This is a genomic window from Aeromonas sp. D3, from assembly GCF_027705025.1.
Taxonomy (GTDB): Bacteria; Pseudomonadota; Gammaproteobacteria; order Enterobacterales; family Aeromonadaceae; genus Aeromonas; species Aeromonas salmonicida.
Genome location: NZ_JAPDBE010000042.1, coordinates 14,702 through 36,646, shown reverse-complemented (window position 1 = coordinate 36,646; position 21,945 = coordinate 14,702). Strand labels below are relative to the sequence as shown.

The 21,945-nt window shown below is 50.0% G+C and carries 20 protein-coding genes, 1 tRNA gene and 1 riboswitch; of the genes, 18 read left to right on the top strand and 3 right to left on the bottom strand.

The window, feature by feature from the left end; all coding sequences use genetic code 11:
* Positions 1-18 precede the first annotated feature (18 nt).
* Positions 19-720, top strand: coding sequence for an orotidine-5'-phosphate decarboxylase (gene pyrF, locus OKC28_RS19195; protein ID WP_021140298.1), 702 nt, complete (start codon positions 19-21; stop codon positions 718-720).
* A gap of 78 nt (positions 721-798) precedes the next feature.
* Here pyrF and rrtA read toward each other — a convergent pair whose 3' ends face one another.
* Positions 799-1,377: a rhombosortase gene (gene rrtA / locus OKC28_RS19190; RefSeq protein ID WP_241778224.1), complete on the bottom strand. Its 579-nt coding sequence runs from the start codon at positions 1,375-1,377 to the stop codon at positions 799-801.
* Here rrtA and OKC28_RS19185 point away from each other — a divergent pair.
* The 5 genes from OKC28_RS19185 to OKC28_RS19165 all read left to right on the top strand — a co-directional run bounded on the left by OKC28_RS19185 (position 1,376) and on the right by OKC28_RS19165 (position 4,252).
* Positions 1,376-1,996 carry a tRNA-uridine aminocarboxypropyltransferase gene (locus OKC28_RS19185; protein WP_234576684.1) on the top strand — a complete coding sequence of 207 codons (621 nt, stop codon included), beginning with the start codon at positions 1,376-1,378 and terminating at the stop codon, positions 1,994-1,996. The two genes, rrtA and OKC28_RS19185, sit on opposite strands and share 2 nt — an antisense overlap.
* A gap of 23 nt (positions 1,997-2,019) precedes the next feature.
* Entirely contained in the window at positions 2,020-2,727 is a 708-nt protein-coding gene (gene queC, locus OKC28_RS19180) for a 7-cyano-7-deazaguanine synthase QueC (protein WP_256683933.1), read from the top strand.
* Positions 2,728-2,788: 61 nt separating this feature from the next.
* Positions 2,789-3,460, top strand: coding sequence for a 7-carboxy-7-deazaguanine synthase QueE (gene queE, locus OKC28_RS19175; RefSeq protein WP_005315059.1), 672 nt, complete (start codon positions 2,789-2,791; stop codon positions 3,458-3,460).
* Position 3,461: 1 nt separating this feature from the next.
* Complete coding sequence (locus tag OKC28_RS19170) at positions 3,462-3,692, top strand: DUF3820 family protein (RefSeq protein WP_256683931.1); 231 nt, start codon at positions 3,462-3,464, stop codon at positions 3,690-3,692.
* Positions 3,689-4,252: a cob(I)yrinic acid a,c-diamide adenosyltransferase gene (locus OKC28_RS19165; RefSeq protein ID WP_011898638.1), complete on the top strand. Its 564-nt coding sequence runs from the start codon at positions 3,689-3,691 to the stop codon at positions 4,250-4,252. Before OKC28_RS19170 ends, OKC28_RS19165 begins: the two co-directional genes overlap by 4 nt.
* Positions 4,253-4,318: 66 nt before the next feature.
* Here OKC28_RS19165 and OKC28_RS19160 read toward each other — a convergent pair whose 3' ends face one another.
* Complete coding sequence (locus OKC28_RS19160; protein WP_058394089.1) at positions 4,319-4,726, bottom strand: H-NS family histone-like protein; 408 nt, start codon at positions 4,724-4,726, stop codon at positions 4,319-4,321.
* Positions 4,727-5,046: 320 nt separating this feature from the next.
* A riboswitch (Lysine riboswitch) is annotated at positions 5,047-5,218 on the top strand.
* An 86-nt stretch (positions 5,219-5,304) separates the two neighbouring features.
* Between OKC28_RS19160 and OKC28_RS19155 the strand changes: the two genes are divergently transcribed.
* Together OKC28_RS19155 and OKC28_RS19150 are read left to right on the top strand one after the other, a co-directional pair.
* Positions 5,305-6,885 (top strand): Na+/H+ antiporter NhaC family protein, encoded by a 1,581-nt coding sequence (locus OKC28_RS19155; RefSeq protein WP_058394088.1) that lies wholly within the window; start codon positions 5,305-5,307, stop codon positions 6,883-6,885.
* 104 nt (positions 6,886-6,989) lie between these two features.
* Entirely contained in the window at positions 6,990-7,571 is a 582-nt protein-coding gene (locus OKC28_RS19150; protein ID WP_256683929.1) for a thymidine kinase, read from the top strand.
* 59 nt (positions 7,572-7,630) lie between these two features.
* On the opposite strand, the gene OKC28_RS19145 is transcribed toward OKC28_RS19150, so the two are convergent.
* Positions 7,631-8,968, bottom strand: coding sequence for a flavohemoglobin expression-modulating QEGLA motif protein (locus tag OKC28_RS19145; protein ID WP_256683928.1), 1,338 nt, complete (start codon positions 8,966-8,968; stop codon positions 7,631-7,633).
* Between the two features lie 158 nt (positions 8,969-9,126).
* On the opposite strand from OKC28_RS19145, the gene OKC28_RS19140 reads away from it, so the two are divergent.
* The 10 genes from OKC28_RS19140 (at position 9,127) to OKC28_RS19095 (ending at position 21,883) form a co-directional block, all read left to right on the top strand.
* Positions 9,127-9,582, top strand: coding sequence for a YbjN domain-containing protein (locus OKC28_RS19140; RefSeq protein WP_080561576.1), 456 nt, complete (start codon positions 9,127-9,129; stop codon positions 9,580-9,582).
* A 146-nt stretch (positions 9,583-9,728) separates the two neighbouring features.
* Positions 9,729-9,816: transfer RNA gene (locus OKC28_RS19135), tRNA-Ser, on the top strand.
* 83 nt (positions 9,817-9,899) lie between these two features.
* The gene (locus OKC28_RS19130) at positions 9,900-11,204 is read left to right on the top strand and encodes a site-specific integrase (protein ID WP_234921177.1); all 1,305 of its coding nucleotides are present in this window, start codon (positions 9,900-9,902) and stop codon (positions 11,202-11,204) included.
* Positions 11,205-11,440: 236 nt separating this feature from the next.
* A complete protein-coding gene (locus OKC28_RS19125) occupies positions 11,441-12,592 on the top strand; it encodes a tyrosine-type recombinase/integrase (RefSeq protein WP_182958437.1) in 1,152 nt (383 codons plus the stop codon).
* Between the two features lie 80 nt (positions 12,593-12,672).
* Positions 12,673-13,650: a site-specific integrase gene (locus OKC28_RS19120; protein ID WP_224209814.1), complete on the top strand. Its 978-nt coding sequence runs from the start codon at positions 12,673-12,675 to the stop codon at positions 13,648-13,650.
* Between the two features lie 541 nt (positions 13,651-14,191).
* Positions 14,192-15,544: a VapE domain-containing protein gene (locus OKC28_RS19115; RefSeq protein ID WP_113721244.1), complete on the top strand. Its 1,353-nt coding sequence runs from the start codon at positions 14,192-14,194 to the stop codon at positions 15,542-15,544.
* 1,376 nt (positions 15,545-16,920) lie between these two features.
* Positions 16,921-17,661: a hypothetical protein gene (locus OKC28_RS19110; RefSeq protein ID WP_270690937.1), complete on the top strand. Its 741-nt coding sequence runs from the start codon at positions 16,921-16,923 to the stop codon at positions 17,659-17,661.
* Positions 17,662-17,756: 95 nt separating this feature from the next.
* Complete coding sequence (locus OKC28_RS19105; RefSeq protein ID WP_270690935.1) at positions 17,757-18,266, top strand: hypothetical protein; 510 nt, start codon at positions 17,757-17,759, stop codon at positions 18,264-18,266.
* A 162-nt stretch (positions 18,267-18,428) separates the two neighbouring features.
* A complete protein-coding gene (locus tag OKC28_RS19100) occupies positions 18,429-19,823 on the top strand; it encodes an SIR2 family protein (protein ID WP_270690933.1) in 1,395 nt (464 codons plus the stop codon).
* Complete coding sequence (locus OKC28_RS19095; protein ID WP_270690931.1) at positions 19,820-21,883, top strand: ATP-binding protein; 2,064 nt, start codon at positions 19,820-19,822, stop codon at positions 21,881-21,883. Before OKC28_RS19100 ends, OKC28_RS19095 begins: the two co-directional genes overlap by 4 nt.
* Positions 21,884-21,945: the final 62 nt, after the last annotated feature.

The window sequence follows — 21,945 nt, the reverse complement described above, 5'->3', positions numbered from 1 at the left end:
CAATCAATAGGAAGTGAGATGCTAGATCCCAAAGTACTGGTAGCGCTGGATTATCAGCACGAGGCCGATGCCTTCGCGTTCATTGAACGTATCTCTCCGGCCCAGTGCCGCCTCAAGGTCGGCAAGGAGATGTTCACCCTGTTTGGTCCCCAGTTTGTACGCCAGCTGGTGGTCAGGGGATTCGATGTCTTTCTGGATCTGAAGTTTCACGACATTCCCAACACAGTGGCCAAGGCTGTGGCCGCCAGTGCCGAGCTGGGTGTCTGGATGGTCAACGTCCATGCCAGCGGTGGCGAGCGGATGATGCGTGCCGCCAAGGAGGCGCTGGTTCCCTATGGTGACAAGGCTCCCCTGTTGATCGGTGTGACAGTGTTGACCAGCATGGAGCAAGCCGACATGGCGCCGCTTGGTCTGGATGTGAGCCCTGCCGAGCAGGTGATCCGTCTGGCCACACTGGCCAAAGCCTCGGGGCTGGATGGGGTGGTCTGTTCCGCCAATGAAGCCTGCGAGCTGAAAGCCTTGCTTGGTGCAGACTTCAAGCTGGTGACGCCAGGTATTCGCCCAGCGGGATCTGATGCAGGTGATCAGCGCCGGGTGATGACGCCGCGTGCTGCGATGGATGCAGGGGCTGACTATCTGGTGATTGGTCGGCCCATCACTCAGGCAGATGATCCCGCCGCTACTCTCTCAAGCATCAATACCGAGCTGGCAGGGCGATAAGGTTCGAAGGGGACAGGCCGATTGACCGCCCGGCCTGTCCTGTCCTGTTCTGCCGGCACGGCACTCTGCCGGTAGAAGTCACTCCTTGATGGTTTGGGTACCCAGACTGACGGGCAGCAGGCCGAGCAACAGGCCAGCTCCCGAACCAATCAGATGTGACTCTATGTGTACCCGTGCGCCGATAAGGGCAGATACCGGACTTCCCCCCGCGCTGTAGAAGTCCACCCCCAGTTTGATGGTCACCCCCAGCAACATCAGCCAGCCCGAATAGCGGCGATAGCGGATATCCTGCAAGGCTCCCCATACGAACAGGCCGTGCAAGGCCCCTGACAACCCCATATACCACTGGGTTTGCGGACACCACCACCAGATCCCGAGGCCGACGGCGCAACCCAAGAGCAGCAGCAGTACCGGCAGGCGGCAACCCGTCAGGTATTCCCGAAACAGACTGTAGAGCACGCACAGACCGCTCAGGTTGAGCAGCAGGTGCCACAGATTGGTATGGGCCAGATTGCCTGTTATGATGCGCCACCCTTCGCCTTGGGCGATCAGGGCTCGCTCGAAGGAGAGCAGGTGATTCGGTACGGTGAAAAAGAGCAACAAGCTGGCGAGTGAAAGCGTGATAACCCAGAGCAATCCTGATTTTTCAGACGACATGAAACGGCCCAACGACAAGAACAGTCGATACTGTACACGTTGCACCAGAGCCCTCAAAGCCTGCCTTTGTGATTATATTCGGCAGGTATCCCATCTCGCTCCCCTTCATATTCTGCAGCACCCGAGCGAAGCAGGGCATCCCAAGGGTACAGCCGCTCTGCTGGCCGCGTCCCTGACCCGGGCCCGTATTCATGTGGGAGAAGACTTTGCCGGGGCTCAGTGGCTCAATGCCTTGCTGGCGGATCCCAAGATGCACTGTTATCTGCTCTGGCCCGACGAGCAGGCTCTGAGGCTTGATCAGGTGCGAGAGCGAATCGTGCAAAACGATGAGGGCGGCAAGGTCTGCTTCATCCTGCTCGATGGCACCTGGCGCAAGGCGTATCGCATGTTGCACAGCAATCCGGCCTTGCTGCGGTTGCCCAGGATCAAGCTCGGCGCCATCCCTGGCCAGTACTCCATTCGCAAGAAACCCTTTCCCGAGGCACTGTCGACCCTGGAGGCTGGCTACCATCTGTTGTCCCAGTGGGAGGGGGAGCCCGAACGCTTCGCCCCGCTGATGACCCTCTTTACCCATTTAAACCAGCAGTGGCATGACTTTGCACAAGGTCGCCGCGTGTGAATTGCAAACCAGGAGTGATGAACGTGAAAAAAGCCGTCGTAGTATTCAGTGGTGGGCAGGACAGTACCACCTGTCTGGTACAGGCTCTGGCCCATTATGACGAGGTGCACGCCATTACCTTCGATTATGGCCAGCGCCATCGGGAGGAGATTGAGACTGCTCGCCGGTTGGCCACTCAGTTTGGGATCGCCGCCCACAAGGTGATGGATGTGACCCTGCTCAATGAACTGGCCGTCTCGGCCCTGACCCGGGACGAGATCCCGGTCAGTGGTGAATTGCAGGACAACGGCCTGCCCAACACCTTCGTACCGGGCCGCAACATATTGTTTCTGACCCTGGCGTCCATCTATGCCTACCAGGTGGGTGCCGAGGCGGTGATCACAGGGGTGTGCGAGACTGATTTTTCCGGCTACCCAGATTGCCGTGACGAATTCGTCAAGTCGCTCAATCAGGCCGTCTCTCTGGGGCTTGATCGCAGCATCCGTTTTGAAACCCCGCTGATGTGGCTCGACAAGGCTGAAACCTGGGCGCTGGCGGATTACTACGGCCACCTGGAGACGGTGCGCCAGCAGACGCTCACCTGTTATAACGGCATTGCTGGCGATGGCTGTGGTCACTGTCCTGCCTGCGAACTGCGTAGCCGGGGGCTGGATCTGTATCTGGCCGACAAGGCGGGGATCATGGCCCGGCTGTACGAGAAAACCGGATTGTGTGAGAAAAGCGGACTGTGAGCCTGCGTCTTGCCCTTGCTTGGGGTATAATCCGCGACTTTTGCAACAAGCCGTGACCGTGATGCACTACCCAATCAACGAGATATTCCAGACCATCCAGGGGGAGGGCATCTTCACCGGCCTGCCCGCCATCTTCGTTCGCCTGCAAGGCTGCCCCGTGGGTTGTCCCTGGTGCGATACCCGTCATACCTGGATTGTCGATCCTGCTCGTGAAGTGGGGGTACAGGCGGTGCTGGACTGCTCCAACGAGTCTGATAGCTGGAGCAAGATGAGCACGGATCAGATCCTGGCCAGTTTCCAGCAGCTGGGTTATCAGGCTCGTCATGTGGTGATCACGGGGGGCGAGCCTTGCCTCTATGATCTGCATGAGCTCTCCACCGTCTTGCTGGCGGCGGGATATCAGGTGCAGATCGAAACCAGCGGTACCAGCGAGATCAAGACTCACGACAGTACCTGGGTCACAGTTTCGCCCAAGATTGGTATGAAGGGGGGCCTGCCCGTGCTGGTATCGGCGCTTGAGCGTGCCAACGAAATCAAGCACCCGGTCGCGACCGAGCGCCATATCGAGGAGCTCGATGCCCTGCTGGCAACCGCCACTTTGCGCCCGGATGTGGAAATTGCGCTGCAGCCCATCAGCCAGAAGCCCCGTGCTACCCAGCTGGCGATGGCAGTCTGTATTGCCCGTAATTGGCGGCTATCTATCCAGACTCATAAATATCTGGATATTGATTAATATGGAGTGGTTATCCGACGAGCTTGTGCTGCTCACCCTGGCCAACAAGATGCCTTACGGTAAATATCAGGGGCGGCGGATCATCGATATTCCGGAGCCCTATCTGGTGTGGATGGCACGCACCGGTTTTCCTGCCGGTGCGCTGGGTCAAACGCTGGCCCTTGCCTATGAAATCAAGCTGAACGGGCTCGAATCCATGATTGTTCCCATTATTAACAGGATGTCGGTATGAGGATATATACGAGGCAGGGCGATAAAGGCATGACCCGACTGGCCGATGGTGTGCAATTGGCCAAGGATGAGCTGCGGGTCGAAACCTATGGCTATATCGATGAATTGAATTCTCATATAGGTCTGCTCATTGCGGAGGTGCCCGCAGCTGAAACCGGTTTATTAGCCGACCTGGTATTATTGCAGCAAGAGTTGTTCGATTTGGGTGGGGAGTTGGCTTTTTCCAGCGATGGCCAGCATGAGGCCATCTGGCAGGTAAATAACGAATGGACCTTGCGCCTTGAGCAGCAAATCGATGCCTACAGCGCCAATTTACCCCTGCTGCGCAATTTCATTTTGCCCAGTGGTTCCCGTGCTGCGTCACAAGCTCACGTGGTGCGAACCCTGACCCGTCGCTGTGAGCGCCTGCTGCTGAGTTTGAGTCGTGCAGAGCAGATCAATCCGGCCATACTGCCCTATGTAAACCGGCTGAGTGACTGGTTCTTCACCATAGCCCGCTACCTGCTGGCCTGCACCGGGACGCCGGAAGTGCTCTGGGTCAAGGCGGCCGAACGGGGCTGATGGCGTTATGTCAGGCAATAAAAAACCTCGCAGTGCGAGGTTTTTTATTGGTCGGTGATTTGCCAATCAGATGGCAAATTCCTCGATGGATTTGCCTTCGGCAACGGCCTTGGCAATCGCGGAAGGCATACGGCCCTGACCGGTCCAGGTTTTTTCAACACCATTATCCAGATAGCGGTATTTGGCAGGGCGTGGGGCACGCTTGCCTTTTTTCGCAGCCTTGGCTGGCTCGTTAGCCACTGTGCCAACCAGCTCGGCAGGATCAATGCCAGCGGCTTTCAGCATTTCGGTATATTCGTTAATTTTGCGCTGATGTTCTTCACGGGCTTGACGATCGGCGGCTTCATCCTGCTGACGTTCGGCAACAATAGCGGAGAGTTTTTCCAGCCCCTCTTCCAATTGTTCCAGAGTCAACTCACGGCACGCTGCGCGCAAGCTACGGATATTCAGCAGTACTTTCAAGAATTCGTTCATAGTGTCCACCACGCGAGCAAAGGAGGGAATTAAATCAAAAGAGTAATTTTGGGTAATTTATACGCCAGCTTGCTATTAAGTCAAGATAAGCAAAATAATAAATTCAGCGTGCAAAATAAGTGAACTGTTTTGAGTTCAGACTGGATTCAGTAATATTGAATACGTCATACCCGACTGAGTTCCAAGTAGATGAAAATAGCGACAAAACCAAAATATTTGCACCATTTGACTACCTTTTCCCCATTTTAAAATGGCCAACGTGGGGATTTAATCAAAAAACTTGCCATAACGTGCCAGCACGATAAAATGTGCCCCGAATACCTTTAAGTAGAGGCGCGCTGCCTATGACTACTTGTGCGGAGGGTGATGCCTGTGATGCACAAGGAAAGGAGTCAGCGCCGAAGTAGCCAGGCCATCATACCGGGCTGCTGGTTCTGCATCGAACAGGTGCAGGACTGCCATAGTCATCCACTATGGAGCGCTACCTGAAGGGGCTGAGGAGTATGACCTCCCCATGGGTTTTGTTTCTTTATCCTCTCGGTAGATCTCCACCTGCTGTCTTTAGGTGCAAAGAGATCATGGACATCATTCAGTACGCCGACTCAGGTTGGTCTGTCGTTCCCCCCTTGTTGGCCGTCGCCCTGGCGATCCTGACCCGCCGCGTCCTGCTGTCGCTGGGGGCGGGGATCCTGACCGGCAGCCTGCTGCTCAATCAGTTTTCTCCCCTCGACTCCCTGCATTACATCTTGAACACAGTGCTCAAGATCTTCTGGGTCGATGGCGCGCTCAATCGTGACAACGTCAACATGATACTGTTCATGCTGCTGTTGGGTGGCCTCATCAGCCTGATGAGCGTCTCCGGCGCCACCCGCGCCTTTGCCGAGTGGGCCGAGCGCCGTGCCAAGACCCGCAAGGGGGCCAAGGCGCTCACCGGCATGATGGTGTTTGCCTTCTTTATTGATGACTTCTTTCACAGTCTGTCGGTGGGAGCCATCTGCCGTCCGGTGACGGATCGCTTCCAGATCTCCCGCGCCAAGCTGGCTTATCTGCTCGACTCCACTGCGGCTCCCGTCTGTGTGCTTATGCCCATCTCCTCTTGGGGGGCCTACATTATCGCCCTGGTAGGCGGCATCATGGCGGCGCACGGTCTGACCGAGCAGAGCCCGATTGCTGCGTTTGTCGAGATGATCCCGATGAACCTCTACGCCGTGTTCACCCTGATCATGGTACTGGTGGTAATCGCGTTTCAGTTCGATATCGGCCCCATGCGTCAACATGAGCAGTGGGCGCTGGAAGGCAAGCTGTGGGATGAGTCCAAGGGCCGTCCCATCGGTCTGGATATGGAGAGCCCGGAGGAGAGCAATGGCGGCATGATTGACATGGTGCTGCCGATCCTGACGCTGACCGCCGCAACCGTCTACTTCATGATTGACTCCGGGGCTGCCGTGCTGAGCGAAAAGGGGCTGCCCTTCAGCGTGCTCGGTTCGTTCGAGAACACCAATGTCGGCTCCTCTCTGGTTTACGGTGCCTTGTGCAGCCTGGTGGTTTCCATCGGCCTGGCGCTGCGCCTCAAGCTGGGTGCCAAGAACTGGATCAAGGCCGCGCCCCAAGGGGTGATGGCCATGCTGCCGGCGATCACTATTCTGCTGTTTGCCTGGGCTATCGGCTCTGTGGTGCGGGATGTGGAAACCGGTAAATATCTGGCTTCCCTGGCGAACGGCAACCTGCCGATCGAAGTGCTGCCTGCTGTGGTGTTTATCCTCTCCTGCGCCATGGCATTTGCTACAGGTACCAGCTGGGGCACCTTCGGCATCATGTTGCCCCTGGCCGGTGACATGGCGGCCGCCAGCGACATCAGCCTGATGTTGCCTATGCTGGCCGCCGTACTCGCAGGCTCAGTGTTCGGGGATCACAGCTCGCCCATCTCCAGTACCAGCATATTGTCGGCCACGGGTGCCGGTTGCCATCATATCGATCACGTCATGACCCAGCTGCCCTATGCGCTGACCATCGCCTTTGGTGCCGCGCTCGGCTACCTGGCCATGGGGTTGATGCATTCCGTGCTGGCGGGCTTTAGCGTCAGTGCGCTCTGGTTCGTGGTGTTTACCACTTATCACCTGCGCAAAGCGAAAACACGACCGGCGCTGGCCACCGCATAACGCACAAAAAACACACTTGAAGAGCAGGGGGCCCATGGGCCCCTTGGTTTTGTCCGGGGCTTTGGTTAGCATGCGCCCCATAAATTCAGTTTCGGAACAGCATAATGGCTTCACTGCACTACAAATTTGCCACCATGAATTCAGGCAAATCCACCCAGCTCATCCAGGCCCACTTCAATTATCTGGAGCGTGGCATGCAGCCCCTGGCCATGACACCGGCCATCGACGATCGCTTCGGCGCCGGGGTGATCAGTGCCCGGGTTGGATTGGAGTTGAAGGTGGAGGTGTTCAGTGATACCTGCGATCTGTTCGACATGGTCAAGGCGCGCCATGCAGTAAAGCGCATCGATGTGTTCATCGTCGATGAGGCCCAGTTTCTGGCCCGCGAACAGGTCTACCAGCTGGCCCGCATCGTCGATGAGCAGGATATTCCGGTGATCGCCTATGGTCTGAAGACCGACTTTCGGGGGGAGCTGTTCCCCGGCTCCTACCATCTGCTATGCCTCGCTGACAAGTTTGAGGAGCTCAAAAGCATCTGCTGGTGTGGCAACAAGGCCCACATGAACTCACGGGTGAGCGAAGCCGGGCAGGTGATGCGCGATGGGGAGCAGGTGGAGATAGGTGGCAACGATCGTTATGTGTCCCTGTGCCGCAAGCACTATCTGGCCGGGCGGGCATATAAATAGCCTGATAGGAATGACAGCAAGGGCGCCTCTATGGCGCCTTTTTTGTTGCCGCCAGCGGCTCAGTCTATCTCTATATCCACCGGCGCTATGATGGGGTCGGCCACCGGCAGGCGGTGAAACAGTTGGCGAAAATGGTGCTGTACCCGGCCTATGTCCACCAGAGACATGCCGGAGGCGAAACCAAACCAGACATAGAGTCCGGTGAGGTCGCGAAACATGGGGGGCAGATAGCGGGGGGCATCGATCAAGCCCTCCAGATAGTGCTGATAGAGCACGGGAATGTCATCCAGCGTCACCTTGCCGACGAACAGCATGGGCAGGATTTCAGGTACCCCTTCCAGCACGGCGCTGCGAATGAAGTTGACCGTTTCCACGTAGCCACGCACGTAGGAGAGATCCTTGGTAAAGCAGGCCCCCCCTTTGACCATGCCGCCGCGAAATACCCGCTGGGTGATCTTGTAGGCATCGTGCTCGCTGGTGCCTTGTTTCACAAAGTGCTGGAACACTTCGACAAAGTCGGCGCCGTGCTCCGCCATGTCGATGGCCATCACCCTGTCCGAGATGCGCTTGGCCCGATCCGGAAAGGAGCTGAAGGTGAGGGTTTCAATCAATACTGCCAGCCCCTCCTGACAAGCGGTGATCCGCGGCGAGCCGGCACTGAGCCAGGTGGCGTAGGGTTGCTGGCGGCCGTTCAAGGTCGTGCCCACGTGGACCCAGCCTTCGTGTACTTCCAGCACTTGCAGATCCAGCTCGGAGAAGCGGGCGTGGGAGCTGAGCTTGATGTAATCCCCACCGGCGGCGGCATCCGAGACGATGCCATCGCTCAACTTGACCTGCACAGTTCCCTCGCTGAAATAGCTCGACAGCTTGCCCTGCAGCTTGGCGACCGCCGCTTCCCCTTCAAACTCCTTGGGGTAGGGGCGCACCAGATGACGGGCACCGGGCAGGGAGAAGATATCGCACAGACGGGCACCCAGCTCCTTGAGAGTCTTGCGATCGCCGCGCAGGTGGTCGCTGGCGGAGCCATAGAGCAATTGGCTGTAGCGCAGGAAATCAGGTTGCCCGCGCTGGCGGAGCATCTCGATCACCACCATGTACTGATCGACCGTTTCTTGCAGGATGCGGCCCAGATCGTCCTGGGGGCCCAGCTTTCTGCGGATCCTGTCCCTCAGCTCTTTGAGCTCCAGATACTTGTTGCGTGGATCGAAGCCAAGGGGGAGGGCTTCGTAGAAGTGCTGGCCGATGGCGGGCAACGCTCGTCCCCCTTTGGCCAGAAACTCGGCCTGAAGATGACGAGGCCACTTGATGGCATCCAGAATACGGATGGGCTTTTGCAGAGTCAGCAGTTCATCCGAGAGGGATTTCAGATGCAGGCGATACTTTTCTTGGATGGTCATCTGGCCTTCTGTCGAGCGAAGGTGGTGCGAGAATGGGCTGAGTATATGCATAGCGCTTGCCAAAAAGAAGCGGAGCCCCCGCTTATCCGGCCACTGCACTTTTGGTTGCCGGAAAATTGGTTTAGACTGCGCCCCTTGATCCTTATCGTGTCGTGGAAATGATGAATATCCCCAGCTCTGAAATGATAATGCGTTGGTTGCAGCAGGCTCGCATCGAGCACTATGTTTGCGACCAGTGTCATGGCATCCACATTGTCTCCCTGCAGTCTGTCGACGGCATTCAGGAGAGCCGGATCTTTGTCGAAGAGGAAGGGTTGCTGTTTTCATCCGAGCTGGAAGTGCGCCCTTCGGCGCTGCTGCCGCTGATGGCCGAACTGGGTCGTCTCAACATGCAATACCCCTCGCTCAAGGTGTTCCTCGATATCATCGACGACAACCTGCCGCGCCTCATAGTAGGTCACACCGTCTTCACCAAGGCGGGCCTCTCCGTGGAGCAGTTCCTGTTGTTCGTTGAAAGCACCACGGCCGCGACCCACGAAGTGGTCTCTGAATGCGAGCGCCTTGGCTTCCTGAATCTGCCTGAAATACAGGTCGGATCCGAATCTGTGCATTGATTTGTGCGTTAAATGTGCGAACGGTTTCTTTGGCGAAAAAAGCCGTTGACGCAGGCGGGGCTTTCCCCTAAATTACGCCCCGTTCCAGCGCAACCGTGCTGCGAACCCAGTGTTGGCTGAACACTGTAATCAACAGACCAAAATTTGGTGAGGTGTCCGAGTGGCTGAAGGAGCACGCCTGGAAAGTGTGTATACGGCAACGTATCGAGGGTTCGAATCCCTCCCTCACCGCCAAATATAACCCGTTGAATTTCAACGGGTTTTTTCATTTCTAGACTTACGTGATTTTTTTCCTGGATCAACTGGGTGGAACAATCATGTATCTGAGTAAAAATGCCTCCGGCACCTACTACACTCGTCTCCCGCTGCCTAAGTCACTACGTGACCGTGGCTTGCCCTTCGCTATCCGTACTTCCCTTTGCACCAAAGATCGTCAGCTCGCTGTAGACCGAAACCTGGCTGTGGCAGCTCGTACTCGCGCACTTATCGCGGCTACCCCTGCTGATACTTCCCCTCGCAGTTTCTATCGCTGGATCCGCGCCGATCTTGACGCTTTCAAAGCTGCTGGGTTCATCCCTCCTCAAACACCTTCCACACCTCGTGAACCTTCTGTTGATGCCTCAGCTTGCCCCAGCAGTGGGATCATGCTCACCCACGCATTGGCGAAATTCATCGAGACTAAAACCAGTGAGGGGATCCAGCATAGGTCGGTGGGCCAGCTCCAACTTCGGATCAACGCCTTCGTCACCTGGGCCAAAGGGGTCAAAGCCGATCAGGTGACCCCAACCTTGGCGCAGGAGTACCGCAACATCTTGCTGCGCAAGACCAACCTCAGTTTCAAAACCAAAGGGGATTACCTCGCCGCCCTGAAACAGTTCTTCCGTTGGTGCGTGGCACTGGACTATTGCAGTCGTAACCCTTTCGATGGGCTGACGGCAGGTAAAAGACCGAACAAACGGGCGGATGAAGAGCGAGTGCGCTGGCATCGCCCTCAACTGGCCCAACTGTTTGCCAGCCTGCGCAGCAAACAATCCCAGAAAGGCCAAAAATTGAAAATGCAAGACTGGTGGGTACCGCTCTTGTGCCTGTACGCAGGGCTGCGTCCCTCTGAGGCCTGTCAGCTCAAAACTCTGAACGTCAAACAGGTCGAGGGGATTTGGTGTCTGATGGTTGATGCGGGAGAGGTGGATCAGCAGCTCAAGAGTGCCAATGCGTACCGTACCGTGCCGCTACATAGTGCGTTGATCGGACATCAATTCCTGGACTATGTGGAGAGTCGTCGCGGTCAGGGGCAGGTATTTTTGTTCGACGACAAACCATCAGGCAAAGACGATGACTGGGCGCATAACATCACCTGTCGCTTCCAACGCCACCTCAATGATGCTGGCATCGTAGGTCAGGGCCGCCCCACCATTTACGGGATGAGACACTCGTTTATCGATGAGCTGCAACAGGCGGACGTTGCTGAGCATATTGTGGCCGAACTTGCGGGACACAGTAAAAATGGCCTGACGTTTGGGCGCTACGGCAAGCGACTAGGTATTGCGTTGCTGCGAGAAAAAATCGAGTTAATCCCCAGCGATTTAGTCGATTTTCGAATATCAGGCGAAATAGGCATTTGAGTGGGTGAGGTATACCCACTCACGTGCTCACCTGGCAAGGTAACATGTTGATTTTCATCATTAAAACAGTATGGCTTGCTTCTGCTGTTACTGGTCATTAATTTGACAATTTATTTATTTCAAATATATTGAAGGTTGACATTAAATTAGTTTTTGTTAGGTTTCACTTTTTATTTGACTTGGTTTTTACTGAGTGTAATCCTGCGCGAAATTATAATAATAAAAACAGGGTGCACATGAAAAACAACAAGAATCTAAAATCAGATCCTCGTGAAAAAACGTTCAAAACCGCAGTAGAGGAACACCTGAACATAAAATACCAACAGGTATCAGACGCAACCTATGATGTTTTGTGTAGAAAGGCCAGGCAGCTTATCCGTAAATGGGGAAAAAAGAAGTTGGTTGATATTAATGCAACCGACATCGAAATGTATATTGCCAAACTGCTAAAACGCCTCAAAGGGAACACGGTCAATCAGTATATTGACATTATGCGACAGGTATTTAACAGGGCCTATCGAGATGGCATTATAAAAATCAATCCGATGTGTCATGTCAAAAATTGTCGATTTGAGGTGGTAGAGCCTCAGCCATTCCTGCAATCAGAGATCCAGTTATTTATTGCACATCAACATATCAACCCTATTGGTGCAGCAATAATCCAGGTTGGTATTTCCACTGGACTGCGGATCAGCGAATTGTTGGCAATTAGCCGTGAGGCTATCGACCTGGATAAACGCACACTGCGTGTTGATCTGGCCCTGGTAGATGGTTGCTATAAAACGCCGAAAACCAAAAGCTCCTGCCGAACAGTCGAGTTGACTGTCCCCGCAGTGCAGGCACTACGCACTCTTCTGGAGCATGCTAGGCATCGCAAAGAGAAAGCGATTTCGGTCATGTGTGCTGACAATCGTACACGGATCAAACTGCGCCGGACTTTATTAGCATATTATCCGGATAAGCGACGTCAATACACCAGCGTCGATGAATTCAGAGAGGATTTTTTTGAGCCGTTTTGTGCCACAGCGGGGGTTGCCTACCGAGGGCCATCGCAATTTAGACATACCTATGCCAGTCAACTGTTGTCCGCAGGTGTTAATATCGAATGGATTGCCAAACAGATGGGGCATACAAGTACCGCAATGATCAGGCGTCATTATGGAAAATGGTTAGTTGAGGATGCTGCGGATTTCAAAACATTAGCCGAAAACGCTCTTGCTCGTTGTTTCCGCCTTAATGAGACGCAGGCTCTGGTTCCGGCCAACAACTCAGAACTGGACATGACTAAATTAATTGCCGACCCACAAATTCAGCAATATTTATTAGGGCTGGTTGCTCAATCAATGAAAAACATACATGTTGGTGAACCGCATTCTCAATCAGATTAGCGATAACTACTGTGATTCACATCGATATATTATTGATTCGATAACACGTTAAATAAGGGCCGTTAAGAGCCTAAGGAAAGATGATGGCGACTGATAAAACAAAAATTGAATATGAAAAGATTGCAAAGCATTTTTATATTCGTTTGGAAAGAAAATGTATCAAACTTACTGCTAAAAATATCTCAGATGAATTGTTGGCTTGTGCTCCTGAATATCGGCCCGCCTACTGGCGTCGCCTACGCGGGGCTCTTGCACATCATCAACGCACCTTAGGATATGACGATGCAGCTACACGCATTCTAGCATTGCATAACCCAGTCACAGCCAAAGGCAGCACGCTTTCCGTTAAACAGAAGCAGACTCGAGTTAAGTCGATCGCAGCAGAAGATGAAACTGCGCTTATTGACTATTTTAATGCACGGAATGATAAGTGCATGGTGGCTGCGATTAAACTGTTCAAACTCACCGGTATCAGACCCACAGAGCTGGCTGGCGTAACAGTCGATAGTAATCGGCTAACTGTTATCGGAGCAAAAAAGAGCCATCATGGTACACGCGGAGCTGACAGAGTGTTACAGCTGGATGGAATAACAGCACTGACGTTGTATATGCTTGTTACATTAGCACAAAAAGTAAATGTTGGGTGTCTGCAAGACAAACTACGCGCTGCGGGGAAGAATTTATGGCCGAAGCGCAAACATCTCCCTACATTTTATAGCTGGCGCCATCAAATGGGTTCTGAGCTCAAGGCATCAGGTATGGGGCGTTTACAAATTGCCTATTTGATGGGGCACCAAGCGACAGCCTCGATTGATCGTTACGGAAATCGAAAATCAGCAAAAGGAGGGCGCTTGCCGAGCTGTCCTGCTGATGCTGACCTGAGCCATATTAGAGTGACTCATAGCGTGCGGTCTACAGATAATAAAAATTACATCCAGCCGAGCACACCAATTTTGGTAGTCGAGCCAAATGAGGGTTCAAATGCGAAAGATAAATCAACCGGGATGGCTGCCTATATAAAAAGAAATAAACAAAAAGATGATGGTCTTTCGCGATAATCAGAACCACTATCACTCGATAAAATAAACATGCTAGAAAATACAAACACCTAACTATGATCTTCATTGGCGTAAATATAACATGTGACACTTACGAATGCGCACGTAAGTGCGCCATGAAAACAATCGTAAGTACGCAAAGAAATATAACCGTAAGCACGCTATTGAAAACCATACTTACGCACGTAAGTATGGGGGTGTGTCGAGGTTACGAGACCGGAACCCCCGTAGGTTGCGCAGCGACCGGAGTGGGGTGGAGAACCCTTTTTTATGGATGGTATGAAGCGGTCAATATGGGATGACGAAGGAGGCGGGTATAGGGGTCAAGGTGGAGTCTGACGAGGGACGAGGAGGAACTACCTTGACGCCAATATCTCGGTGACGGTCATCCATATTGATGGCGCAATACCATTCATAAAAACGGTTTGAATTTAATTGAGTGGAGCCATTTATGTTTTAACTACCCCACTCAATTAAAAAGTAGAAAATGGCAGAGGTTATATATAACAACAATCAGGTGATAACACCGAGGATAATAAAAATGAAAAATAATAAAAACAAAACAGCGGGGCATGATATTCCGTCATATGACGGTCAGAAGGACGGTGCTGCCACACAACAGGTGCAGCAGGCTGTCAGGTCGGTGATGCAGGGTAAACTGCTGACTCTGCCGGATATGAGCCCTACTGGCCGCCCCATCAAAACCAGCTCGAATTTGTCTGCTCTTATCACATTCAACGGTTGGGATCCACGCTACAACCTGATGACGGGTGAGGCAGAACTGGCTGATGCGGATGGTGAGCGTCTGGGAGGCTCTGAGGCGGGTCAGCGATCCGCGCTGGTTGATGCCTGCCAGTTGGCAGGTGTGCCGGATGCCGTGATTGAGGAGCACCTGATCGCAATTTGTGAGCGCCACAGTTATCACCCTGTGCGTCAGTGGCTCGAACGTGGGGCACCGTGGGATGGGAAACCGCGCATCGATGCGGTGATTGCTACCCTCAATGCGGCAAATCCTGCCTATGCGAGTGCGGTGTTACATGCATGGCTGGTTGGGTGTGTCGCTGCACTCTATCAACCGCGCTGGTACTCGAAATTGGTGCCTGTGTTGGTGGGGGCACAGTCCTATCGAAAAAGCGCCTGGGTGAGCCGTCTGGCTGCTGTGGTCCAAGGTTCGACCCTCGATTGTGCCATCAATCCAGACAAGCCTGATGATGTTCGTCGCGCAGTGTCTGCATGGGTTGTGGAGCTGGCTGAGCTTGAGAGTACGACCCGACATGAGGCGGGTAGCCTCAAGGCTTTTTTGACCCGAGAGAACGACAGCTATCGCCTACCCTATGCCCGCAGCATGACCACCAAAAAGCGCCAGACTTCATTTATTGCCACGGTCAACGGGACGGATTTTCTCAAGGATACAACCGGTAACGCGAGATTTGCGGTTATCGAGTTGGCTGCGGCAGCTGATGTTGAGCGCCTCAATACGGTCCTGGGCTGGAGCTGGAGTGCAGGCCGTTTGTCCCAGACAGACCCTGAGCAACTGCGCCAGTTTTGGCTGGAGGTAAGGGAGCGCTATGAGTCAGGAGCAACGTGGTTTCTGGATGATGCAACAGCTGCACTAGCTGCATCGGAAAACGATGCTCACACAGACAAGGGTCCATATTATGAGGTTATTTACCACCACCATCTATCGCGTCCACTGGCCTCATCTGAATGGCTCACGGCGAGCGGGCTGTGCGCCCGCCACGGTGAGAGGCTGAGCATGGCGAGTAGTTGGGGTAAGGCACTCCGGTTGCTCGCGAGCGAGGGCAAGCTCCAGAGCCGCAGGGCGCGTTCTAATAGGACCGAGTACCTGCTGCCCGTCGATAGCCCCAAAGAGAAGGGCAAAGCCGACAAGTGACTCTTAAGCCCTGCCGATAAGGCGGGGCTTTTTTCTGCTCATCTATTGGGTAGATGATTAATTGGTTAAGTGCATGTTAAGTGGTTTTTCTAGCTTCTTAACCAGCCTCAAACCCTTGCTATGACTGGCCTACAGTGGGTTTTGGTTAATTGATGAAGTAATCTCTATATAAAATGTTATTGAGTAAAAATGTACGGGCTCCTCAAACGTTCACAGCACGTTACCGCAACTTCACCTAACCGCCTAACCGCCATTACATCAAACGCAGCCATAGCAAGGCTCTGAGGCTGATTAAGAGGGGATTTACTCGCTTAACCTGCATCTAACCAGAGCAACCCATGACATCCAATAAAGATTACCGATCACCACCACAACTCGGCAGGTGAATTAGGTCGTAGAGGCTATAAAACGTAAACTGGGTAGAATCTGATTTTCTTATTGCCGTTGAGTGCTCAACGGCAGATTAGCCACATCAACCCCTCTGCGCCCTTGTTGGTGATTATCAGTCCGCACGAACCATGCTAAGCAACAAAGTCGTTTCATTGACAATATTGGTTTTAGTCGTGATATAGCTCATGTTCATGGTTGTAAAAGCATGATACTGTTGAATAAATCATGAAAAAGCACTCAAATGAGTGCAGTGTTGTAGATTATTCGTTTTATTGTCTCAACCGGCTAGTGGTATCGTCGATTGAGCCGTGGTGCAGGTCAAACACACTATGCCCAAAGAGAGCTGGCGTACACAAAATGGATTGCAAGACCGTAGACTGGGGGGGTTAGCCTGCGGGCGGTAGCGTTGTCTAGAGAAGGCTGCTGGGAGGCTTGCTGCTATGTTGGCATGCCATCGATAGCGAGGGCGTAATAAGCCAGATTTATAAAGAAAAACGAGAGTATTGCATTGACTGCCTGAGCCTGGGTTTTTGCTGCGACATGTCGATCACAATCCAAGAACGTAAGGAATTACTGTCCCTTAGCGTTTCCGAGGCTCAGTGGGTGATGCTACTGCTGGCTGCGGATGAAGAATGCAATCCAATATAGATGGGTGTTGATGGTGCCCATGGTATAGCGTTCAGTGAGCATCAACTCATAGATACTGGCAAGAAAAGATGAGCCCATCTTACTAATCATTCCCCCCTTAGGTAAACTTTCTTATATATGACATGGATTCGTATGGGGTGTGTTGTGAGTTGTGGATGAAATGTTTTCTTATATTCTACAGTCAATATGGGAAATCTTGAGATAACACATTGAAAGAGTTTTTAATATTTTTTTAAAGCTACAGGAAGATTTTAGTATGTATGGAAATAATAACGTATTTCTATACGGACGCTTTCCACATAATAAATTTTATGCATCACCAAGGAATTAGATAATCGATGTTAAACTCGAACAATTTCAAAGTCGCGTGGTGGGCAATCCTTGTCATTGCTCTAGGTGTTTATCTCTATCTAAGACAAGACCAACTTGTTAGCGGGAAACCAACTTATTTCGATGTGGTTGTTTTCTTGGTGTGGATGGCGGTTTGTCTTGCTCCAATCTTCAAGGACGTCAAGCTGTTTGGTTTAGAGCTTAAGCAAGACATTGAACAGTTAAAAAAGGATATATCACATCAACTGTCGCTAATGAAAGTAGAGCTCCAATCATCGATTGATATTTCTTCATCTAATACAAGCCACGTTCATATCAACAGCGGGGCACCGATTCCGGCTAACGATGCTGAAATTCCAGACATAAAAAAGCAAATTGCTGAAACCCTTAGAGAGTTCGGTTTTGGTGTGGAAAAAAAAGAAAAATCCAATTTATATTTTTTTAATGACATTCAGAAAGAGAGTGTTGATCTATTCAAAATTCGTCTTTCCTTCGAACAGCTTATTAATGAATACTCTCGTCTGAATGGTATAGACCCACGTCGCGTTCCAACGCATATGGTTCTGCGGGAACTTCAGAGAAATGAAAAGATCTCCCATAGTATAATAAATGGGGTCTTGGAAGTTATGGCTATATGCAACTATGCTGTTCATGGGGAAGTAGTCTCAGAGAGTCAGATTTCATTTGTTTTGGATTCAGCACCAGGTTTATTTGCGGCACTTAAAAGTGAACTTCAATCAAATGCATAACAAATAATTCAAATCACTTGTGGCACTCACGGGGCCGGACTAATATTTGCCTCTTAATCCAATGCTAAATTAAAAGAGAGAAGGTTGTTATATTGATGAACTATTATGTTCTGGCTTCTTTGGCTGAAGATATCAACTCAGGTTGGTGTTGGATCAAAGGTTCTGATGTTTTAAATCGAAGCCTTGTTGAAATTAAAAATAAAACTAATGGTAAATCTATCATCTGCGAGGCATTGTCTATAGATAGTAACTTTGAAAATAAGTATCGAGATAGCATTTCATCCAAAATGAATAAAAAATTGCTTGATAAATCAAATGTTGTTTTGATGAATGCGTGGTATAGAGAAAAACTTGGAATAGATGAAACTCAAAGAAATTATGACCTTCAAGTTAGCTTTGTTACCAAGTGGTGTGTTGGTAAACAAATCAAAGCATGTACCATGCACCCGCAGGTAGCAGTAAGATTGAGCACTTGGTTAGGTTTAGTTGGGATCTTTGTTGGTACGGTCAGCTTAATTCCGAGTCAGCCACATAAATTAATGGCAGCAACTGCAATTGGTTTTTTTGTTGGCAAGTTAAATATAACACGAGCTTGGAGTAAGTAATTTAACACACTGTTCAATAGGGATTCGTAACGCGTAGCATTTTCTCTATGCGTTGGTTTAAGTGATTAAGGTGGTATGGAGCGACATCGGTATTGTAATGTTCACCCATTAACGGGGCGTTAGATCATATTCATGCATCATTATTTGATAAGGAAACATAACTTGACTCAATACCTAAAATTAGGCGATGACCAATCTCCAGTCCAATTGGATGCGTATGGTGATAATGGTACCTTTAAAGTTTTTTCCGACTGTGTATGGGCAAAATCTGGCGATGAAATTACACCAGATTTTTTACGCTCAAGAATAGAACCTTGGCTAACAGCACTCTTTCAATCAGAGCACCTTAATTTGCTTGTCGGTGCAGGTCTTAGTACTGCTGTTCAACAATCTGCAACAGGACAAATACCGAAAGGTATGGGTTGGATAGAAGACCTAAAAGTTTGTAAATTAGAAATTGATGCATATGTGGACAAAACATCAAAAGCGGCAGGTAGAAACAAGGGAAATATTGAAGATCAAATTCGCTCTATTAATGAGCTAATCAAAGGGCTTGAAATTCTTGTCGTTTTAAACCCACCCCCTGTAGTTCCACCGCCACCACCACTCCCTCCACATAGATATTTTCCGGCTGAGTTACGCCTGCTGAAAGAAGAGCTTTCTCGGTGTTTAAGATTATTCGCTGAATCAGTTAGCAACGGTGAAAAATCAATCCGTGATGCAAAGCCTGAACAAAAAACTGAAACATTTAATTATTTAGTAAATTTCTTGATGAGCTTTTCAAGTCGAATAGCGACGCGTGATAGATTGCATATATTCACGACTAATTATGATCGAATAATTGAAACAGGTGCTGAATTAGCTGGCCTTAGATTAGTCGATCGATTTGTCGGTAGTATTGCTCCAATTTTCAGGTCATCACGCTTAGAGGTTGATTATCATTACAATCCACCAGGTATACGTGGTGAGCCAAGATATTTAGAAGGTGTAGCTCGTTTTACTAAACTTCACGGTTCATTAGATTGGTATGCAAATGAGGGTGCTATAAGGCGTTTTGGACTACCTTTTGGAGCGGCTTCGGTAGAGCCATTTTTACAAGTAGAATGTTCTGGAGCTGCTAACTACCAACAGTTGATGATTTATCCAAATTCAGTTAAAGATCGTGAAACATCAGAATATCCCTATGTAGAGTTGTTTAGAGACTTAGCATCTTCAACATGCCGACCAAATAGCACCCTTGTAACCTATGGCTACAGTTTCGGTGATGAACACATAAACCGAGTTATTACGGATATGCTAACAATACCCTCAACGCATATCGTGATTATTGCCTATGGCGATCCACTTGGAAGAATAATGAATTATATAAAAGATAGCGGGCGTCAGGCTCAAATATCTTTATTACTTGGTGATCATTTCGGAGATTTAAAAACACTAGTCGATTACTACCTTCCTAAAGCAGCTATAGACCGTTCGTCAATTCGTATGGCTGAGCTATTGAAGTCTAGAGGTTTATATCCAGCAGCTATACAAAGTAAAACAGGCGGTGAAGAATGAGTTCACTACCTATCGAACAAGGAGAGCAGTTACGGGTAGGAACTGTAGACTTTGTTTCACCTAATGAAATTAGAGCCGTCCTTGATGTTGATTCACCAGATTCCGTTGCCTTAAATGCTGGAACACCTAGAAACTTCCCGAGAGTAAACAGTTATGTTTTGGTCTCTTGTGATAATGGCTATTTGGTTGGGCAAATTGAATGGCTTGCCGTTGAACGTTCGCCATATCCTAAACAAAGAGATATCCAAGATTTTGGTTTAGTTAATCTACCTTTTCCACAGAAAAAAATTAGCTTAAATCCGGTCGGCATGCTCAAGCGAGTGTCAAATAAAGGTGTTGATTATTTTAAGTTTCAACGAGGTTCAGAATCATTTCCTTCAATTGGTTCTGCTATTTTACTACCAACAGATTTACAGCTTAGATCTATTGTTGAATCAGGCAGTAATCGCAGAGTTGTCATAGGGCAAAGCCCACTCGCAAATAATGCTAACGTTGCAGTAGATCCTGATCGATTATTTGGGAGGCATATAGCTATACTTGGTAATACAGGCAGTGGCAAATCTTGTTCTGTGGCAGGTCTGATTCAATGGTCGTTAGAAGCGGCAATGGAATTTGAAACTAAACCAAATGCCAGATTTATTCTGCTTGATCCAAATGGTGAATATACCCGAGCTTTAGGCCCGACTACAAAATTTAAGGGAAGAGTATTTAAAGTTGAAGCAGGGCAAGGTGAAAACCAACTAAAAGTACCTTCGTGGTTTTGGAATAGTGCTGAATGGGCGTCTTTTACACAAGCAAGCCCGAAAGCACAACTCCCATTGCTAAAGCGCTCTTTGAGAGCGATGCGAAATGAAAACTTTAAACTTGAAACAGATATAAATATTGAGATAAAACGATTTCTAGGTAATGTCTTAGTTACGTTAAAACACGATAAAAGTTCAGGCAAACCATTTGGTGGATATGGGCCCGCAAAAGGTTTTAACGAAACGATGGCCAAATGGATAGAGAGCTTTGAAGCTTATAGAGATCGATTGGGTGATAGCAAATTAACACAAGTCATAACTGTAATGTGTAAGTACAGAGAAGACCGAAGTGTCCAATACGCTACGTTACAGGCTACAGTACCTGAAATTGATAACATAATCCAAGCAACGGAATCAGCATTTCAGGTGTTTGGTGGGAATGAAAATGATTTGCTGCCCAAGAGTGAAGATATTCCATTGCCATTTGAAGGAAATAACCTAGTAGCCTATTTAGAGGCATTAGCACAAGAAAATGGTAGTGAGCAGTATGTAGAGTATTTAGTTGCTCGAATACGTACCATGCTCTCTGATACAAGAATGAAGCCTATCACCAATGATGCAGAGCATAGAGTCGATTTAGCTGAGTGGTTAGAAAATTATATAGGTAAGGATGGAGCAGGTGAAGACGATAGTTGTGTTTCAATTATAGATCTTTCTCTAGTACCAAATGAAATCACTCACCTTGTAACTGCTGTTATTTCAAGAATCATCTTTGAATCATTGCAACGTTATAGACGGCTAAATAATAAAACCCTACCAACTGTACTTGTAGCTGAAGAGGCGCATATGTTCATTAAACGCTATCGAGACGACTCTGAAAATCAGGATGTAGCTGCTGTTTGTTGTCAAGTATTTGAAAAAATAGCACGTGAAGGAAGAAAATTCGGCCTTGGTATGGTGATTTCTTCACAACGACCATCAGAGCTATCACCAACAGTTTTATCTCAATGTAATACTTTCCTGCTGCACCGGATCAGTAATGACAGAGATCAAGAACAAGTACATAAAATGGTACCTGATAATTTACGAGGGTTACTTCGCGAGCTACCTTCTCTACCATCCCAACATGCAATACTAATGGGCTGGGCATCCGAGCTTCCTGTTTTGGTTAAAATGAAGAACCTAGCGAAAGAGCAACAGCCACATTCAGACGATCCTGACTTCTGGGATGTGTGGACAAGAATAGATGAAGACGGGAATACTGTTGAGCGAAATACTGATTGGGATGAAGTTGTTAAGGAGTGGCAGCAGAGCTAACAAGTCACAGCTCTCAGAAAATTTACTTGCTCCGTTCCCAAAATTCCGGTGAGTGGAGCATT

Excerpts from the sequence above, each read along its gene's own strand:
- pyrF (WP_021140298.1), top strand. The coding sequence starts at position 19 with ATGCTAGATCCCAAAGTACTGGTAGCGCTGGATTATCAGCACGAGGCC.
- OKC28_RS19185 (WP_234576684.1), top strand. The coding sequence starts at position 1,376 with ATGAAACGGCCCAACGACAAGAACAGTCGATACTGTACACGTTGCACC.
- rrtA (WP_241778224.1), bottom strand. The coding sequence starts at position 1,377 with ATGTCGTCTGAAAAATCAGGATTGCTCTGGGTTATCACGCTTTCACTC.
- queE (WP_005315059.1), top strand. The coding sequence starts at position 2,789 with ATGCACTACCCAATCAACGAGATATTCCAGACCATCCAGGGGGAGGGC.
- OKC28_RS19170 (WP_256683931.1), top strand. The coding sequence starts at position 3,462 with ATGGAGTGGTTATCCGACGAGCTTGTGCTGCTCACCCTGGCCAACAAG.
- OKC28_RS19165 (WP_011898638.1), top strand. The coding sequence starts at position 3,689 with ATGAGGATATATACGAGGCAGGGCGATAAAGGCATGACCCGACTGGCC.
- OKC28_RS19160 (WP_058394089.1), bottom strand. The coding sequence starts at position 4,726 with ATGAACGAATTCTTGAAAGTACTGCTGAATATCCGTAGCTTGCGCGCA.
- OKC28_RS19155 (WP_058394088.1), top strand. The coding sequence starts at position 5,305 with ATGGACATCATTCAGTACGCCGACTCAGGTTGGTCTGTCGTTCCCCCC.
- OKC28_RS19150 (WP_256683929.1), top strand. The coding sequence starts at position 6,990 with ATGGCTTCACTGCACTACAAATTTGCCACCATGAATTCAGGCAAATCC.
- OKC28_RS19145 (WP_256683928.1), bottom strand. The coding sequence starts at position 8,968 with ATGACCATCCAAGAAAAGTATCGCCTGCATCTGAAATCCCTCTCGGAT.
- OKC28_RS19140 (WP_080561576.1), top strand. The coding sequence starts at position 9,127 with ATGATGAATATCCCCAGCTCTGAAATGATAATGCGTTGGTTGCAGCAG.
- OKC28_RS19130 (WP_234921177.1), top strand. The coding sequence starts at position 9,900 with ATGTATCTGAGTAAAAATGCCTCCGGCACCTACTACACTCGTCTCCCG.
- OKC28_RS19125 (WP_182958437.1), top strand. The coding sequence starts at position 11,441 with ATGAAAAACAACAAGAATCTAAAATCAGATCCTCGTGAAAAAACGTTC.
- OKC28_RS19120 (WP_224209814.1), top strand. The coding sequence starts at position 12,673 with ATGATGGCGACTGATAAAACAAAAATTGAATATGAAAAGATTGCAAAG.
- OKC28_RS19115 (WP_113721244.1), top strand. The coding sequence starts at position 14,192 with ATGAAAAATAATAAAAACAAAACAGCGGGGCATGATATTCCGTCATAT.
- OKC28_RS19110 (WP_270690937.1), top strand. The coding sequence starts at position 16,921 with ATGTTAAACTCGAACAATTTCAAAGTCGCGTGGTGGGCAATCCTTGTC.
- OKC28_RS19105 (WP_270690935.1), top strand. The coding sequence starts at position 17,757 with ATGAACTATTATGTTCTGGCTTCTTTGGCTGAAGATATCAACTCAGGT.
- OKC28_RS19095 (WP_270690931.1), top strand. The coding sequence starts at position 19,820 with ATGAGTTCACTACCTATCGAACAAGGAGAGCAGTTACGGGTAGGAACT.